Raw genomic sequence first — 16771 nt, 5'->3', positions numbered from 1 at the left:
CGACGTTCGTCGGGGCGGCGCCGCCTACCGCCTCCCGCGTCCACCACGGAGCTCCGGGCCGTTGCCGCCCATCCGTGCCCGGTCCGCCGCGGCCGTGCCATGGGTCCATCCGTCCAGGTCGGTGGCGCCCCGGACCCGGGTGGTCGTGGTCTCGGGGAACATCCGCTCGGCGGTGTCCGTGACGGCCATGTCGCGGGCGGCGAGGACCGGGAGGAGATCCGGGTCGCCGGCCTCCGCCGGTCCGGCCCCGGTCCCGGCCTCGGCGGCGGCGGTGACCCGGGCGGTGTCGGAGGCGAGCCTGCTGCCCAGCCGCTGGGCGTACGCCATCAGGAAGGACTGCCGGAACGTCTTGGTCCGCTTGCGCCCCCCGGCCCGCTGGCCCGCCTCCGCCTTCGTCATCGCCACCGTGCCCTGGACCAGTAGCGAGGTGTACAGCAGTTCCACGGCGTCCAGGTCCGGTTCGAAGCCGACCACCGTGGAGAAGCCGAGGTCGCTGTTCCACACCGCACGGCAGCGATTCGCGGCGGCGACCGCGTCGAGCAGGATCGCCTTCGCCGTCTCGTACGGCGCGTCGACCCCGATCCGGCACGCCCCAGGCGCCTCCTTGCTGTGCGTACGGGCGGCGAGCAGGGCCTCGTCGATGGAGTGGCGGGCCATCAGCTCCTGCGCCTTGGTGGTGAGGGCCTCCGCCTCCTCGGGAAAGCCGGTCGCCTCCGCCTTGGCGAGCAGGGCGCGTATCCGGGTCAGCATCCGGGGTTCGTCGTGCGCCGGCGGCAGGTGGAGCCCGTGCGGGGCGGTGCCGGGTGGGGGCCCGACCGGTTCGATCGCGGGGAGCCGCAGCAGCAGCCGGTACAGGCCGAGGACGGCGGACGCGTAGGAGAAGCGGTCCGGACGGTTACGGGGCGGGGCGTCCGGGAGCCCGTCGAGCTGGGCACGCCAGCGCGGCGGCAGCCGCTCGTACCGCGCGGTCTCCGAGACGATCAGCCCGGCGGCGAGGCAGGCCGCCGTCTCGTCGAGGTCGCGGCGGACCAGGCGTACGACATCGGCGGGCTGCCAGCCGCGCTCCCAGGCCCGGCGGACGAACTCCTCGCCGCGCCGGAACAGTTCCGCGTCGGCCGTCGGATCGGCGGCGAGGAGGGAGGCGCCGGCGTCGAGACCGGCGTCGCCGTCCGAGTAGAGGGCTGCCGCGAATGCCTGGTCGGTCACCGGTTCCATGAGGTCAGGGTAGGCAGGGCGGTGCGGCGGGGTATGGCTGGCCCTACCCCGTGGACGGGCTCTGGTGGTCGTGATCGCGGGGCGCGGAAACGGTTCGATCGGCGTATGACTTCCTCCCGAGCAACCGCCGCCCCCGCGAGGACGGGTGCGAGCGCCGCCGACGCGGTACGGCTCCGCTCCGTGCGCCGCGCCTACGGTGAGGTCGAGGCCCTCGGCTCCATCGACCTCACCGTCCGCACCGGCACCTTCACCGCCGTCATGGGCCCGTCCGGTTCCGGCAAGTCCACGCTGCTGCACTGCGCGGCCGGGCTCGACCGGCCGACGTCCGGCACCGTCGAGGTGGGCGGGGTGGAGCTGACCGGGCTGAGCGAGCGCCGGCTGACGCTGCTGCGCCGGGACCGGATCGGCTTCGTCTTCCAGGCGTTCAACCTGATCCCCTCGCTGACCGCCGCCCAGAACGTCGCGCTGCCGCTGCGGCTCGCGGGCCGCCGCCCGTCCCGTACCGAGGTACGGGACGCCCTGGCCCGGGTCGGTCTCGCGGACCGGGCGGGGCACCGGCCCGCCGAGCTGTCCGGCGGGCAGCAGCAGCGGGTGGCCCTGGCACGGGCCCTGATCACCCGGCCCGCGGTGCTCTTCGGCGACGAGCCGACCGGCGCGCTGGACACCGCGACGAGCCAGGAGGTGATGGGGATGCTGCGGGAACTGGTGGACCTGGAGGGGCAGACGATCGTGATGGTCACCCATGACCCGGTGGCCGCGGCGTACGCGGACCGGGTGGTCTTCCTGGTCGACGGACGGGTGGCGGACGATCTGACCGGACTCGACGCCGGGCGGATCGCGGCCTGGATGGCTGCGGGGCGCCGCACCGCCGGTGGAGGGGCCGTCGCGGCTCACGTCCGGGAGGCGTCGTGCTGACCGTCGCCCTGGCCTCCCTGCGCACCCGCTGGACCGCGCTGACCGGCACCTTCGTCGCGCTCGCGCTGGGCGTGGGGCTGATCGCGGCCATGGGTCTCGGTCTCGCCTCGACCGTCGGCGCCCCGGACCGGGCACCTCAGCGCTTCGCCTCGCCGGTGGTGGTGATGGGCAACGACACCCTGACCGTGCCGGTGCGGCGCGGGCCGTCCACGGCCGGGGCGAGCCGGAAGCTCGCCCATCCACACCCTGTGGATACCGAACTCCTGCGCGAGCTCCGGGCGCTCGGCCCGGTGACCCGGGACGACGGGAAGGACGCCGTACGCGACCGGCACGAACCCGACGCCGTGGGGGTGGACGCTCCCGTCGCCGAGGTGCGCCGGGTGGTCGGCGACCGCGCCCTGGTCCTCACCGGGGACGACCGCCGCCGGGCCGACCCGGCCACCGAGCGGGACGCCGAGGGGCTGCTGACCGCGAACGTGCTGCTCGGCACCGCGGGCGGCCTCACCGCCTTCGTCTCGGTGTTCGTCGTCGCGTCGACGTTCGCCTTCGCGGTGGCGCTGCGCCGGCGCGAGTTCGGGCTGCTGCGCACGGCGGGCGCCACGCCGGCCCAGCTGCGGCGGCTGCTGCTGACGGAGGCCGCCGTGGTCGGCTCCCTGGCCTCCGCCGCCGGGTGTGTGCTGGGCGGTCTGGGCGCGCCGCTGCTCGCCGGGCTGCTCGTCGACGAGGGGATGGCGCCGCCCTGGTTCGTCATCCGTCCGGCCGCCTGGCCGCTGCACGCCGCCTTCTGGACCGGGCAGGCGGTGTCCCTCGCCGGGGTCTGGGCCGCCTCGCGGCGGGCGGGCCGGACCGGCCCCGCCGAGGCGCTGCGCGAGGCCGATGTCGATACGGGGGTGCTCCCGCCGGTCCGCCGGTTCCTGGGCTTCGCCCTGCTCGCGGGCGCCGCGTTCCTGATGACGCGGACCCTTGCCACCGACCCGTCCGCGATGCTGAAGCGGAAGACGTACATCACGCAGCCGATGGTCCTGATCACGGCCGTCGCCCTGCTCTCGCCGCTGCTCGTACGCCCGTTGGCCCGGCTGGTCCGGCTGCCGGGGGCGACCGGGATGCTGGTGAACGCGAACACCTCGGCGGCACTTCGGCGTACGGCGGCGGTGGCCGCTCCGGTGCTGATCACCGTGGCGCTGGCGGGTGCGGTGGCCGGCTCCGCGATGACGGGTCCGGCGGCGAAGGCGGCGGAGGCGCGCGAGCGCACCGGGGCCGATCTGGTCGTGACGGGCGAGGAGTTGAGGCCCCGTCCGGTGCCCGGCGCCACGCTGTCCGCCTCCGCCCCGACCGCCGTCTACGTACGCGAGGAGGGCACCGCCCTCGTCGCCTCCGAGGCCCGCGCGGTGGACGACGCGAAGGCGCTGGCCCGGGTCGGGCGGCTGCCGGTGGTGGCGGGCGACGTCGCGGACCTGGACGACGGCTCGATCGTGGTGAACGAGGAGTGGGCCCAGCACACGGTGGGCTCGACGGTACGGGTGTGGCTCGGCGACGGGCGTCCCGCCTCCTTGCGGATCGCGGCGGTGCTGGCCCTCGGCACGGGGAACAACGGCGCCTATGTGACCAGGGCGAACGCCCCGGCGGCGGCCGTGGACCGGATCGAGGTACGTCTCTCGCCGGGCGCCGACCGGGCTCTCGTCGAGGCGCGGTTGCGCGGGACCGGCGGCACGGTGCGGCCCACGGAGCAGTGGCTGGAGGCGACGTACCCGGGCGCCGGTCCGCAGACCCGGACCGGTCTGGTCGTGATCCTGGGGATCGCGCTGGTCTACACCCTGATCGCGCTGGCCAACACCATGCTGATGGCGGGGTCCGTACGGTCCTCGGAGCTGGACGCGCTCCGGCTGGCCGGCGCCACCCGGCCGCGGGTCCTCGCGGTGGTGGCCGGGGAGACCGTGTTCGCGGTCGGGCTCGGGGCGCTGCTCGGCCTGGCCGTGGCCGGGGTGCACCTGGCGGGCCTGGCCGCCGCGCTGGCCTCGGTGTCGGCGCCGGTCGTGGTGTCGGTGCCGTGGGCGCTGATGGGCGGGGCGGCGGGGGCGTGCGCGCTGGTCGCGGTGGGGGCGGCGCTGCTGCCGGGGGCGGTGCGGCGACGCTCGACGAGGACGGGCTGAGGCGGTGGGGGCGGTGCGGCGACGCTCGCCGGGGACGGGCCGAGGCGCGGTGCGCTCGTGCTGTCCGGCCGCCCCCACCGGGCCCGGCCGGACACCGCGTTTAGTCCATCCAGCCCCACCCGCTGACGATGTATCCGCTTTCATCCTTTCGTCATGATTTCGCATGCTTTCATCTCGCCATGAAAGCGACCGATGGAGGCGATCGGATGATGACCGGAGACCGACGGCAGGGCCTGGACCCACGGGCCATCACGTCACGGCGGCGCCTGCTGGCAGCCGCCGCGCTCGCGCCGGTACTGACCGCGGCGAGCCCCGGCGTGGCCCGCGCCCTGCCCGCCGGAATGACCGGGCCGGGGCACGGAAGGCGGATCAGGCCGGTACCGACCGCCCTGGACGACTGGGAGGACGTGGCGAAGGCACTGGGCCGGAGCGGCAACATGCTGCGCGACACGACGTACCACACGGGCTTCCCCCGGCGGGATCTCCTGGTGGTCTCCGACGGCGTCGTCGTCACACCGGGACTGGCACTGGGCACCCACGTGGCCTTCGTCCGCTACGCCGACGGCTCCACGATGGTCATGGGCGACGTGGTGGTCACCGAGGACGAGCTCCAGCACGTGACCGACGCGTGGCAGGCGAACGGGATCGAGCAGACCGCGCTCCACAAGCACCTGCTCGCCCAGACCCCCGACCTCTGGTGGACCCATGTCCACGGACACGGCCACGACGCGGTGGCCCTGGCCCGCGGGCTGCGCGCCGGATTCGACCGCACCGGCACCCCGCCCCCGGAGCGGCCGCAGCCGCCGGCCCCGGTCGACCTGGACATCGCCGGGATGGAGGCGGCGCTGGGCGCCAAGGGGTCCACCGAGGACGGGCTCTACAAGGTCCTCTTCGTCCGCCGCGAGACCATCACGGACGGCCATCTGATCCTGCCGCCCGGCCTGGGGTCGACCAGCGCGTTCAACTTCCAGCCGCTGGGCGGCGGCCGGGCCGCGCTCAGCGGCGACTGCGCCATGCGCGCCGACGAGGTCCCGCACGTGCTGAAGGCGCTGCGGCGCGGCGGGATCAAGCTCGTCGAACTGCACAACCACCATCTGTCGGAGCACCCCCGCCTGTTCTTCACCCACTTCTGGGCGGTGGGCGACGGTGTCGCGCTCGCCCGCGCGCTGCGCCCCGCGGTGGACGCCACCGACGTCGTACCGGGCGGCTGACCCCCGGCCGCGCACCCACCGGCCACCGCCCTTCCGCCGGTCGCCGGACCGGATTGCGCCGGTCCAGCGACCGGCGCCGTCCGATCCGTTCTTCATATGGACCAATCGGGCCGGAGCGGCGCGTGGCCCGGCGGACGACCGGGCACCCATGTCCCGTCCAAGCCCGCGATCGCGTGGACCACCCGTCAGATCCCCGTCTGGAGCTCCGCATGGAACCAGTAGCCGGCGCACGGCACTGCCCGTTCGACTACGCCGAGGCCCTCGAATTCGACCCGGTGCTCAGGCACTTGATGACCGAAGAGCCCGTCTCCCGCATCCGTCTCCCGCACGGCGACGGCGATGCGTGGCTCGTCACCGGCTACGACGACGTGCGTACGGTGACCACCGACCGGCGCTTCAGCCGCAGCGCCATCATCGGCCGGAACTTCCCGCGCATGACCCCCGAGCCGATCGTCCAGGACGAGGCGATCAACGTCATGGACCCGCCGGGCAGCAGCCGCCTGCGCAGCCTGATCTCCAAGGGCTTCGCCCCCCGTCACCTGGAGCGCATGCGGGTCCGCACACAGCATGTGGTCGACGAGCTGCTGGACCGCATGGAGGAACACGGCGCCCCGGCCGACCTGTTCGAGCATCTGGCCGCGCCGCTGCCCCTGACCACCATCTGCGAGGTCCTCGACATCCCGGACGCCGACCAGGCACAACTGCGCGCCCACGCCCGGACCATGATGGACACCACCGTCGACAACAAGGAAGCGGCGATCCGGTCCAAGGCCGAGCTCCGCGCCTATTTCGAGGAGCTGACCGCCGAACGGCGCGCCAACCCGGGCGACGACCTGATCAGCGCGCTGGCCACCGCCCGCGACGGGGACGAGCTCCTCGACGACCAGGAACTGGCCGTCATGGCCATGGTCCTGCTGATCACCGGCCAGGACACCACCACGTACGAGATCGGGAACATCGCCTACACGCTGCTCACCAGGCCCGCCGAGCTCGCCATGGTGCGCGACCGCCCCGAGATGCTCCCGCAGGCCATCGAGGAGCTGCTGCGCTTCATCCCCTTCCGCAAGGGCGTCGGCATCCCCCGGGTCGCCCTGGAGGACGTGGAGCTGAGCGGCGTACGGATCCGGGAAGGGGACATCGTGCACGTCTCCTATCTGACGGCCAACCGCGACGGCCGGAAGTTCGACCGCCCCGACGAGCTGGACCTGGAGCGCGAGGGGCCGTCCCACATGACCTTCGGGTGGGGCGGGCACCACTGCCTCGGTGCCCCGCTCGCGGCCACCGAGCTCCAGATCGCCATCGGGACGCTGCTGAAGCGCTTCCCCGCACTGAAACTGGCGGCTCCGGCCGAGGAGGTGCGCTGGAACAGAACGTCGATCTGGCGCTATCCCCTCGAACTGCCCGTCACCTGGTGAGCGGGCGCCCGGGCAGCCGACATCGATGATGCGTCGGCCCCCGGCCGGCGGCAACCCGGACGCCTCCGGGGCGGTCCGGGGCCGCCCCGGGGCGGCGGCCGGGGGCTCCGGCGGACGACCCGGCCCACTCCCCGCAGGGCCCGCGCCACTCCTCCGCAGAGCGCGCGCCACTGTCCTCCGCAGGGCCCGCGCCCACTCCTCCGCAGAGCCCGCGCCGCTCTCCTCCGCAGGGCCCGCGCGGCGCCTCGGCGCGCTCGGCGTGCGGCCCCGATCCACCTGCCGTATCGTGATCCCGACGGCCACCCAAGCCGTGGCGGATCCGCTTCCGCCCACGAACGGCTAGAACGTCAGTCTTCGACGGTCGGCCCGTCCGCGCCCGTTCCAGGGGTATCTGGCCCGGCGCCGGAATCCACCCCGTGTCCGCATCCGTGCGACGCCGCGTGTGCGGCACCGTGGTGGCCGCCTCCGGCCGGGATGCCCCGGAACCCTTCGGGCCCGGCCGTGTTGGACCATGCCCGCTAGGAGGAGTTCCATGGCGGTTCTCTGCAAGCCGGCCATCGCGGTTCCCGAGTACGTCATCACCAACGAGGAAACCCTTGAGCTGGCACAACGGTTGCACGGCGACCACCCGCAGATAGACCTGGTCCTTCGGCTGATCGAACACACCGGGGTGCAGAAACGGCATCTGATCCAGCCGATCGACAAGGTGCTGCAGCACCCGGGCTTCGACGCCCGCAGCATCACCTACGAGGAACACACCAAGGCCCGCGTTCCGGCGGTGGTGCGCCAGGCGCTCGACCAGGCCGAACTGGAGCCGCAGCAGATAGACTTGATCGTCTACGTCTCCTGCACCGGCTTCATGATGCCGCCGCCGACCGCGTGGCTCATCGGCGAGCTGGGCTTCCGGCCGGAGACCCGGCAGCTGCCGATCGCCCAGCTCGGCTGCGCCGCGGGCGGCGCGGCGGTCAACCGGGCCCATGACTTCTGCACGGCGTACCCCGACGCCAATGTGCTGATCGTGGCCTGCGAGTTCTGCTCGCTCTGCTACCAGCCCACCGACCTGGGCGTGGGATCGCTGCTGTCCAACGGGCTGTTCGGCGACGGCATAGCCGCCGTCGTGCTCCGCGGCAGCGGGGGCACCGGAGTCCGTCTGGAGCGCAACGGCTCGTTCGTCATCCCGGCAACCGAGGACTGGATCTCCTACGCGGTCCGGTCCACCGGGTTCCACTTCCAGCTCGACAAGCGGGTCCCCGGAACCATGGAACCCCTCGCACCGGCCCTGGAGGCGGTCGCCGAGGAGCACCAGTGGAACGCGGGCAAGATGGACTTCTACATCATCCACGCGGGCGGCCCGCGCATCCTGGACGACCTGAGCCACTTCCTGGACGTGCCGCCCGAGGCGTTCCGCTTCAGCCGCGCCACGCTCACCGAGTACGGCAACATAGCCAGCGCCGTGGTGCTCGACGCCCTCGGCCGCATGTTCGACGAGGCATCGACCCTCGACGGGCAGCGCGGCCTGATGGCCGGCTTCGGCCCCGGTATCACCGCCGAGATCTCGCTGGGCACCTGGACCAGCGAGTCCGAGTCCTGACGCCCGCCGCTCCCCCGGTCCCGGTTCCGTTCCCGGCACCCGCGGACCGGGGGACACGCACCGCCCGCCCACCGTCCGCTGTCAGTGCCGGCTGCCAGAATCGAAGGCATGACCGAACGGTGGGCTCTGGCCATGACGGAGACCGGCGGCGCCCTCCTCGCCCCGCTGGCCCCCACCGGCCTGCCCGCCGCCCCGGTCGTGACCGAACCCGACCTGGTGGCGGCGGTCCGCTCCCGCCCGGACGTCACCCGCTGGGTGTGGCGGTCCACCGCCGAGATCTACCCGCGGCTGCTCGCGGCCGGCGTCCCCGTGGACCGTTGTTACGACATCGAGGTCGCCGAATCCCTCCTCCTCGCCCATGAGGGCCGGCTCGGCGAACCCCGCTCCGCAGCCGCCGCCCACGCCCGCCTGCACAACGCCCCCGTGCCCCCCGATCCCCCGGCCCGCTCCGCGGAGCCCGGCTCGCAGTCCTCGCTCTTCGAGCCCCGCTCCGGCACGCAGCTCCCCTTCGAGGACCTGCTCCAGGTGTACGCCGACCAGCTCCGCCGGCACGACGCCACCGCGCACCCGGGCAGGATGCGCCTGCTCACGGCCGCCGAGTCGGCCGGCATGCTGGTCGCCGCGGAGATGAACGGATCCGGCCTCCCCTGGCGCGCCGACGTCCACCGCGACGTGCTGGACGAACTGCTCGGCGAGCGCTACGCGGGCGGCGGCGAGCCCCGCAGGCTGGCCGAGCTGGCCGACGAGGTCTCGGCCGCCTTCGGCAGAAGGGTCCGCCCCGACCTCCCCGCCGATGTGGTCAAGGCGTTCGCGCAGGCCGGGATCAAGGTGAAGTCCACCCGCCGCTGGGAGCTGGAGGGGCTGGACCACCCGGCGGTGGAGCCCCTCATCCAGTACAAGAAGCTGTACCGCATCTGGACGGCGCACGGCTGGAGCTGGCTCCAGGACTGGGTGCGCGACGGCCGCTTCCGCCCCGAGTACCTGCCGGGCGGCACGGTCAGCGGCCGCTGGACTACCAACGGCGGCGGTGCGCTCCAGATCCCCAAGGTGATACGCCGGGCGGTCGTCGCCGACGAGGGCTGGCGCCTGGTCGTCGCGGACGCCGACCAGATGGAGCCCCGGGTGCTCGCCGCGATCTCCCGCGACCCCGGTCTGATGGAGGTGGCCGGCCATGACGGCGACCTGTACACGGCGCTGTCGGACCGGGCGTTCCACGGCGACCGGGACCACGCCAAGCTCGCGCTGCTGGGCGCGGTCTACGGCCAGACCTCGGGCGACGGGCTGAAGAATCTGGCCGCCCTGCGCCGGAGGTTCCCGCTGGCCGTGGCCTATGTCGACGATGCCGCGAAGGCGGGCGAGGAAGGCCGTCTCGTACGGACGTGGCTGGGCCGGACCAGTCCTCCCGCGGCCGGGAGCGGAGCGGACGAGGAGGCCGGCATCCCGCAGGAGAGCCCCGATCCGCCCCCTGCCGACAGCGGCGGGTTCACCCCTGGTTACGCGTCGTCGAACGCCCGCGCCCGGGGTCGCTTCACCCGCAACTTCGTGGTGCAGGGCAGCGCCGCCGACTGGGCTCTGCTGCTCCTGGCCGCCCTGCGCCGGTCGCTCGCCTCGGCCGGTCTCCGGGCGGAGCTGGTCTTCTTCCAGCACGACGAGGTGATCGTGCACTGCCCGCAGGAGGAGGCTCAGGCCGTGGTGGAGGCGATCCGGGCGGCCGGTGAGCTGGCCGGGCGGACCGCCTTCGGTGAGACACCGGTGCGTTTCCCTTTCACTACGGCGGTGGTGGAGCGTTATTCGGATGCGAAGTAGAGCCCGTACCGGGGCCGGTACGGGGAGCAGGGCCGGGACCCTCGTCGAACCCGGCCAGCCCGCCGTCGTAGTGCGCCGGACGCAGATGCTGATGCCGGTGCCGGGCATTGAGCAGATGGATGACGAACGCTGCGATCGCGATCATCGCGAGAACGACGACGACGGTGACCAGGGTTTCCATGCGATACCGGCCCCCTTCGATGCGCAGGCCGACACGAGCGGCTCACCGGGAGCCGTACGTATCCAGGCTACTCCGCCACGCGGAACGTGCCCACGGGGAAGAACCCCCGGGGCGCGCCCGCGCAGCGGCGTACGCCCGCCGTGCCGCGTGCCTACCCGCGTTCCCACAGCGCGGGGACGTTAGGCGGTTCCCAGCCGGCCATCGCCGAGTGCGCCTGCAGACAGCGGTACGCGACCCCGCCGTACGTGACGCGGTCTCCCGCGCTGTAGAGCGTTCCGGCCGCCCAGGTGGAGCCGGGCGGGTCGGTCGGCGGATCCGTGGGCGGGTCGGTCGGGCCCTGGTCGATGTCGAGGACGAAGTCGAACGTCCCCTCCCGCCCCGAGCCGATCTCCCGGACGTTCATCAGGAGCGCCGGGTCGAAGATCGAGTCGGTGTTGTTGCGCGGTTCGTCGGGGAAGTACAGCTGCGTGGTCAGGATGCCCGAGCCGGTTGCCTGGACCTTGACGTGGATGTGGCGCGTGCGCCCCGGGTACAGCCCCGGCACGATCGTGGTCAGGCTGAAGGCCCCCGACTGATCGGTGAACTGGTGCCCCCGGAAGGCGAATCCGCTCATGTCGTACGCGCCGTTGGTGTCGGCCTGCCAGAAGTCCAGCAGCGTTCCGGGGACGGGCTTGCAGCCCCGCCCGAAGACGAAGCCGCTCACGGTCAGCGGCACGCCGGGCGTGCTGCCGGTCACCAGGCTGGTACGGAGCGGGGAGTCGGGCTTGAAGTAGGGTCCCTCGATCTGCTCGTGGGTCGGGCCGTCGCCGTCGTCGCAGTTCGGCGTGGGCACCAGCGGCCGGCCGGCGGAGCCGGCGTCGCGGGCCAGCGCGACGCCTCCGCCCGCGAGCAGCGGGACGGTCCCGGCGACGAGCGCCGCCCTGAGCAGTGTCTTGCGGCTGATCCGGCGGTCGCCGCCGGGGCCTTCGGTCGGTTCTGGGGTCATGGCTGATTCCTCGGGTGGGGGGAAGGGCACGTGCATGACACGGAGCGGGGGCGGGAGGTGCGCGCCGCCCGGCCGGGAGGCGTGGAGTTGAGGCCGGGCGGGCGCGGTATGCGGCGGCGGCCCCGCCGGAGCCGCCTGGGCCACCGGACCGGCCGTGGATCACGGACCCGCCGGGATCACGGAACGGCCGGGGCTGCGCGGGACGGCCGTCAGACGCGCTGCCAGAGGGCCGGCACGTTCGGCGGTGTCCAGCCGGGCTGCGCCTGGTGCGGCTGGAGGCAGCGGTAGCTGTCGGAGCCGTACGTCACGACGTCGCCCGCCGCGTACGTCGTACCGGCCGCCCAGGTGCCGCCCGGCTCGGTCGGCGGGTCGGTGGGCGGGTCGGTCGGGGTGTCGCTGGCGGTACACGCGGCCAGGGCACGTCTGCGGAGCATGGAGCTCTCCACGGAACTCTCCTCGACTTCGGGGGAATTGACGTCAAGGTAGCCGCGTACACGTCATCCCCAGGAGATCCCGTCCACCCCCTCACTTCGCGTTATGGGGCCCCTGACCGGCGCTGTCGACCCCGTCTCGCCCGCCTCACCCCCCACACCCGGCGTCCGCCCCCGTAGGTTCGCCTCATGCGAATTGGTGAGCTACTGGGTGCGGGACGGTCCGCCGATGTGTACGCACTCGACGAGAAGTGGGTGCTGCGCCGTTACCGCGACGGCAAGGACGCCACCCACGAGTGGATGGTCATGTCCTACCTGGGCGCGCACGGCTTCCCGGTCCCCCGCCTCGGCCCCCGGAACTCGAAGACGCCCCCCTGCGACCTGATGCTGCAACGCCTGACCGGCCCGACGATGCTGGACTCCATGGTGGCCGGCGAACTGCCGGCGGCCGAGGCGGCAGCCATGCTGGCCGGCCTCCTCGCCGAACTCCACACTGTCCCGGCCAGGCTCTCCCCGGACCCCGAGGACCGGATCCTCCACCTGGACCTGCACCCGGACAACGTGATGCTGACGGACCGGGGTCCGGTGGTGATCGACTGGAGCAACACCGAGGAGGGCGTCCCGGCCGCGGACCGGGCCATGTCGTCCCTGATCCTGGCCCAGGTGGCGGTCGATCCCCGCTCCCCCGCGTCGACCGACGCCCGCTCCCTGCTGGACGCCCTGCTGCCGCACCTCTCCGCGTCCGGCGGCATCCCCGCCCGTCACCTGGCCGAGGCCGCCTCGCGACGCGCCGCCAACCCGACGATGAGCCCGCACGAGGTGGCCCTCATCGGCGACGCCACCTCCCTGATCACGGAGCTGAAGGCCTGAGAACCGCCACCGTCGCCCGGCTCATTTCGCGGCGGGCCGGGCCGGCAGCGAATAGACGTGCTGCGGGGTCACGACGCGGGTGATCGCCTCACCGAAGAGGGTGCTCGGCTCCGAACCCCGGTGGTCGGTGTCCGTGTTGAGGAGCACGACCAGGGTCGCCCTCGCCTCCGGCAGGTAGATGACCAGGGCTTCGTACCCCGGCAGCGAGCCGTTGTGCCCGATCCAGCCATGTGCGTCGAAGATGCCCAGGCCGTAGCCGGTGTCCGGCAGATCGCTGGGGGCCGTCTTCAGCCGCTCGGCCTGGGGCCGGGCTGAGCAGCGTGCCGGTGGCGAGCACCCGGGCCCAGGTCCGCAGGTCCCGCTGGTCGGAGACCGCACCCCCGGCGGCCCATGCCCAGGAGGGGTTCCAGTACGTGGCGTTCTCGGTCCTGCCGGTCGCCGTCCGGTCGGTGTACCCCTGGGCGTGCGGGGCGGGGAACGCCGCGGTCCGGGGCAGGAACGTGTGGTTCATGCCCGCCGGCTCGAAGACGTTCCGTTCGAGGTAGTCCGCCAGCGGCCGGCCGCTCGCCTTCTCCACCACGAGCCCCAGCAGAATCGCGTTGGTGTTGGAGTACTCGAACTTCTCGCCCGGCTGGAACTGCATGGGGTGCTTGAAGGAGAAGTCCAGCAACTCCTGCGGCGTGAAGTGCCGTTGCGGGTCGCTCGTCAGCGCCGTGAAGAAGCCGGGAGCCCGCGGCGGCGGGGGCGCGCGGACAGCGACCGCCGTTGCCGTATCGCCGACGGGGGCACGGACAGCGACCGCGGCCGCCGTATCGACGTATCGCCGACGGCAGGGCTCAGGACGACCGGCTCACCACCGCCTCGCCGCAGTGCACCGCCGTGCCTCCCACGAACGGCAGCAGCCGCTCCGCCTCCTCCTCCAGGGCCGCCCGGTCGGTCGCGGAGAGCGGCCGGAGCGAAGTGAGCCACAGCGTGCCCGCGTCGAGGGACCACGTTCCGTGCACCCGGCCGTCGATCAGGAAGGTCGGCCGCACCCGCGCCTGGCCGGGCATCACGTGTGCGCGGTCCTCGTCGCTGATGACCCGGGTGCGGTCGGCGTGGCCGAGCAGGACGTTGTCGAAGGCCGGCAGCAGCCGCACCGGGGCGGGGGTCCCGGGGTCGGGCAGCTCCGCGTCGGCCAGGTCGAACAGTTCCCGGCCGTCGGGGTCGCGGTAGCGGCGCAGTTCGCCGCCCATCTCCGCGACGACCTCGCCCAGGCGGGTCAGCCCGCACCATGCCTGTACGTCCTTCACACCGGCCGGGCCGAAGCCGGCCAGATAGCGGCGGATCAGCCCCTTCGCCGCTTCCCGGGCGGAAGCCGCCGTCGCCGCGGTCGCCATCGGCCGGCCCAGCCAGACCTCGGCGGGCGTGACGGAGACCGCCGACCGGTTGCCCCAGGAGCCCCACGCGCCGGTGGCCGCGCCGTGGACGAGCGGGGTGCTCAGCTCCACCTGCCCGGCCAGGATCCGCCCGTCGCGGCCCGGATGGCGTTCGGCCAGCCGCCGGGCCAGCTCCTTGCGCGACAGGGTTCCGCCCGCCAGCAGCCCGAGCGCCTCGGCCACCAGGGAAGCCCCGTCCAGGCCGGAGCTGTTCCGGGTGAAGTGCGGCGAGCCGGCGGTACGGTCGAGCACGGGCTGCAGCAGCGGCCGCAGCAGGCGGAAGTCGTCGGCCGCGGCGAGGTGCTGGGTGGAGCGGAGCAGTCCGGAGCGGACCACCTGCCGGTCCGCCAGCAACGCGGTGAGCTGCGGCTGCGTGAAGCCGTGGATCCTGCTCCACAGCCCCACGTAGGCCCAGTTGGGCTCCTGCGCCTGGAGCGCGACCAGCCGCCCGATCACCTCCAGCACGGTGCGATCGGTACGGGCCAGCAGGAACTGGCGGTCCATCAACGCCCGGTTCAGGGTCCGGAGGGAGAGGGTGGTCACGACAGCCGCACCGACACATTGCCCCGGTAGGAGCCCTGGAGCAGGGCCAGGAACGCCGCCGGTACGTCCTCGATCCCGCCCTCGACCACCGTCTGCGGGTGGACGAACCAGCCCGCGTCCAGCCAGGTGCTGAAGCACTCCCGCCAGGCCGCGATCTGATCGGGTGTGTGGTAGCAGGAGAACGGCAGCAGCCTCACGCCCCTGGCCTCGGCCGCCTCCTGGTCGGGCTTCGGGAAGCGCTCCGCCGCGTCGCCGAGCTGGCTCGACAGCGAGCCGCACAGCGCGAACCGCGCGCCGGGCCGGGCCGCCCGCAACGCGGCGTCGTACTGCTCGCCGCCCACGACGTCGAAGAACACCGTGATGCCGTCGGGCGCGAGCTCCCTCAGCCGGTCCGCCGGGGAGCCGTCGTGGTAGTCGAACGCGGCGTCGTAACCGAGCTCGTTCACCAGGTAGTCGACCTTCTCCGGGCTCCCCGCGCTGCCGATCACCCGCGCCGCCCCGAGGCACCTGGCGATCTGCCCGGCCAGCGAGCCGACCCCGCCCGCCGCCCCGGAGACGAACACCACGTCGCCCTCGCCCACGCCCGCCACGTCGGCCATCCCGTAGTACGCGGTCGGCCCCTGGCCGAGGTGGTGGCCGGGGTCGGCGAAGAGCCCGCGGTCGAGCTTGACGTACCCGGCGGCCGGACCCGCCGAGTACTCGCTCCAGCCGGTCATCGACTGGACCAGGTCACCGACCGCGAGCTCGGGGCTGTCGGACCGGACGACCGTGCCGATGGTGGCGACCCCCACCCGCTGGCCGGGCTCCCAGGCGGGCACCGGGATGGTGCAGTCGGCCCGCATCAGCTCCAGGTACGTCGCGGCGAGCCCCACCTGGTCGGTCCGCACCAGGACCTCGCCGTCCACCTCCGTCTTGGCGACGGTGAAGTGCTCGGGGGCGGGGATGCCGGTGATCCGGGCTGCCAGCTGGATCTCACGGGTGATCATTTTCTGGTCCTCACGTCGGTCCGGTTCGGCCTTCGGGATCGACTCTAGGAAGACTTCCGGCCACTTTCCGGCCGGAAGTCGCGAGAGGATCCGGGCATGGCGAACACCAGCTCACGGACGCTCAGACTGCTCTCGCTGCTGCAGACCCACCGCCACTGGCCCGGCCTCGAACTGGCCGGCCGGCTCGGGGTGTCCGAGCGGACCCTGCGCCGCGACATCGACCGGCTGCGCGAGCTCGGCTACCCGGTCAGCGCCGCCCGGGGCACGGACGGCGGCTACCAGCTCGCACCCGGCGCCGTACTGCCGCCGCTGCTGCTGGACGACGAGGAGGCGGTGGCTCTCGCGGTCGGCATCGGCGACGCCGCACGGAGCGGGATCGCGGGGATGGAGGAGGCGTCCCTGCGGGCGCTGACCAAGGTGGTACGGGTCCTGCCGCCCAGGCTGCGGGCCAGGGTGGACGCCCTGGGAGCGATGACCGTCTCCGCCTCCGTGTCCGGGCCGGTCGTCGCGGCGGGGGTGCTCACCGCGATCGTCCAGGCCTGCCGGGACGAGGAACGGCTGCGGTTCGGTTACACGGCCAGGGGCTCGGCACCGACCGAGCGCGAGGTCGAGCCGCACCGCGTCGTCGCCAGTGACGGACGCTGGTACCTGGTCGCCTACGACCTGCACCGGCACGACTGGCGCAGCTTCCGCCTCGACCGGCTGACCGGGCCGACGGCGACCGGCACGCGCTTCCGGCCCCGCCCGCTCCCGGCCGACGACGCCGCGGCCTTCGTCCGGACGACGGGCGGCGCCCCCGCCCCGTACCGGGTCGAGGTCCTGGTCCACGCACCCGCCGAGCGGATCCGGCGGACGGTCGGCCAGTGGGGCACGATCGAACCGCTCGACGACGCCAGCTGCCGCCTCACCATGTCCTCCACCTCCCTCGACTGGCCGGCCCAGGCACTGGGCAACATGGGAGCCGAGTTCGAGGTCCTCGGACCACCGGAGTTCGTCGCACACGTCCACGAATGGGGCGCCCGCTTCCTCCGGGCCACCCGCCCGCCCCGGTGAC

13 protein-coding genes and 2 pseudogenes are annotated in these 16771 nt (G+C 73.5%); 8 read left to right on the top strand and 7 right to left on the bottom strand.

The window, feature by feature from the left end:
* Window positions 1–24 precede the first annotated feature (24 nt).
* Window positions 25–1215, bottom strand: coding sequence for a DUF2786 domain-containing protein (locus tag OG842_RS21760; RefSeq protein ID WP_266731848.1), 1191 nt, complete (start codon window positions 1213–1215; stop codon window positions 25–27).
* 105 nt (window positions 1216–1320) lie between these two features.
* Between OG842_RS21760 and OG842_RS21755 the strand changes: the two genes are divergently transcribed.
* From OG842_RS21755 to OG842_RS21730, 6 genes are all read left to right on the top strand, one after another.
* Window positions 1321–2130 carry an ABC transporter ATP-binding protein gene (locus tag OG842_RS21755; RefSeq protein ID WP_266731847.1) on the top strand — a complete coding sequence of 270 codons (810 nt, stop codon included), beginning with the start codon at window positions 1321–1323 and terminating at the stop codon, window positions 2128–2130.
* Window positions 2124–4280: an ABC transporter permease gene (locus tag OG842_RS21750; RefSeq protein ID WP_266731846.1), complete on the top strand. Its 2157-nt coding sequence runs from the start codon at window positions 2124–2126 to the stop codon at window positions 4278–4280. The genes OG842_RS21755 and OG842_RS21750 overlap by 7 nt, the downstream gene beginning before the upstream one ends.
* A gap of 206 nt (window positions 4281–4486) precedes the next feature.
* Window positions 4487–5491, top strand: coding sequence for a DUF1259 domain-containing protein (locus OG842_RS21745; protein ID WP_266731844.1), 1005 nt, complete (start codon window positions 4487–4489; stop codon window positions 5489–5491).
* Window positions 5492–5700: 209 nt separating this feature from the next.
* Window positions 5701–6906: a cytochrome P450 gene (locus tag OG842_RS21740; RefSeq protein WP_266731842.1), complete on the top strand. Its 1206-nt coding sequence runs from the start codon at window positions 5701–5703 to the stop codon at window positions 6904–6906.
* A 532-nt stretch (window positions 6907–7438) separates the two neighbouring features.
* A complete protein-coding gene (locus tag OG842_RS21735; protein WP_266731840.1) occupies window positions 7439–8497 on the top strand; it encodes a type III polyketide synthase in 1059 nt (352 codons plus the stop codon).
* 108 nt (window positions 8498–8605) lie between these two features.
* A complete protein-coding gene (locus tag OG842_RS21730; RefSeq protein WP_266731838.1) occupies window positions 8606–10303 on the top strand; it encodes a bifunctional 3'-5' exonuclease/DNA polymerase in 1698 nt (565 codons plus the stop codon).
* On the opposite strand, the gene OG842_RS21725 is transcribed toward OG842_RS21730, so the two are convergent.
* The 3 genes and pseudogenes from OG842_RS21725 to OG842_RS21715 all read right to left on the bottom strand — a co-directional run.
* Window positions 10266–10484: a hypothetical protein gene (locus tag OG842_RS21725; protein ID WP_266731836.1), complete on the bottom strand. Its 219-nt coding sequence runs from the start codon at window positions 10482–10484 to the stop codon at window positions 10266–10268. The two genes, OG842_RS21730 and OG842_RS21725, sit on opposite strands and share 38 nt — an antisense overlap.
* A 151-nt stretch (window positions 10485–10635) precedes the next feature.
* Window positions 10636–11469 (bottom strand): dioxygenase family protein, encoded by an 834-nt coding sequence (locus OG842_RS21720; protein ID WP_266731835.1) that lies wholly within the window; start codon window positions 11467–11469, stop codon window positions 10636–10638.
* Window positions 11470–11678: 209 nt separating this feature from the next.
* Window positions 11679–11867: pseudogene (locus OG842_RS21715) on the bottom strand (carbohydrate-binding protein); the annotation flags it as partial.
* Window positions 11868–12089: 222 nt separating this feature from the next.
* Between OG842_RS21715 and OG842_RS21710 the strand changes: the two are divergent.
* Entirely contained in the window at window positions 12090–12770 is a 681-nt protein-coding gene (locus OG842_RS21710) for a phosphotransferase (protein ID WP_266731831.1), read from the top strand.
* Between the two features lie 21 nt (window positions 12771–12791).
* On the opposite strand, the pseudogene OG842_RS21705 reads toward OG842_RS21710, so the two are convergent.
* The 3 genes and pseudogenes from OG842_RS21705 to OG842_RS21695 all read right to left on the bottom strand — a co-directional run.
* A pseudogene (locus OG842_RS21705) lies at window positions 12792–13494 on the bottom strand (serine hydrolase domain-containing protein); the annotation flags it as partial.
* 112 nt (window positions 13495–13606) lie between these two features.
* The gene (locus tag OG842_RS21700) at window positions 13607–14731 is read right to left on the bottom strand and encodes a winged helix DNA-binding domain-containing protein (protein WP_266731829.1); all 1125 of its coding nucleotides are present in this window, start codon (window positions 14729–14731) and stop codon (window positions 13607–13609) included.
* Complete coding sequence (locus OG842_RS21695) at window positions 14728–15717, bottom strand: MDR family NADP-dependent oxidoreductase (RefSeq protein WP_266731827.1); 990 nt, start codon at window positions 15715–15717, stop codon at window positions 14728–14730. Before OG842_RS21695 ends, OG842_RS21700 begins: the two co-directional genes overlap by 4 nt.
* Window positions 15718–15813: 96 nt before the next feature.
* On the opposite strand from OG842_RS21695, the gene OG842_RS21690 reads away from it, so the two are divergent.
* Window positions 15814–16770, top strand: coding sequence for a helix-turn-helix transcriptional regulator (locus OG842_RS21690; RefSeq protein WP_266731825.1), 957 nt, complete (start codon window positions 15814–15816; stop codon window positions 16768–16770).
* Window position 16771 lies beyond the last annotated feature (1 nt).

The organism is Streptomyces sp. NBC_00376 (assembly GCF_036077095.1).
Classification (GTDB): domain Bacteria; phylum Actinomycetota; class Actinomycetes; order Streptomycetales; family Streptomycetaceae; genus Streptomyces.
Note: the sequence above shows the minus strand (reverse complement) of the source record. Positions and strands in the feature narration are given on the sequence as shown.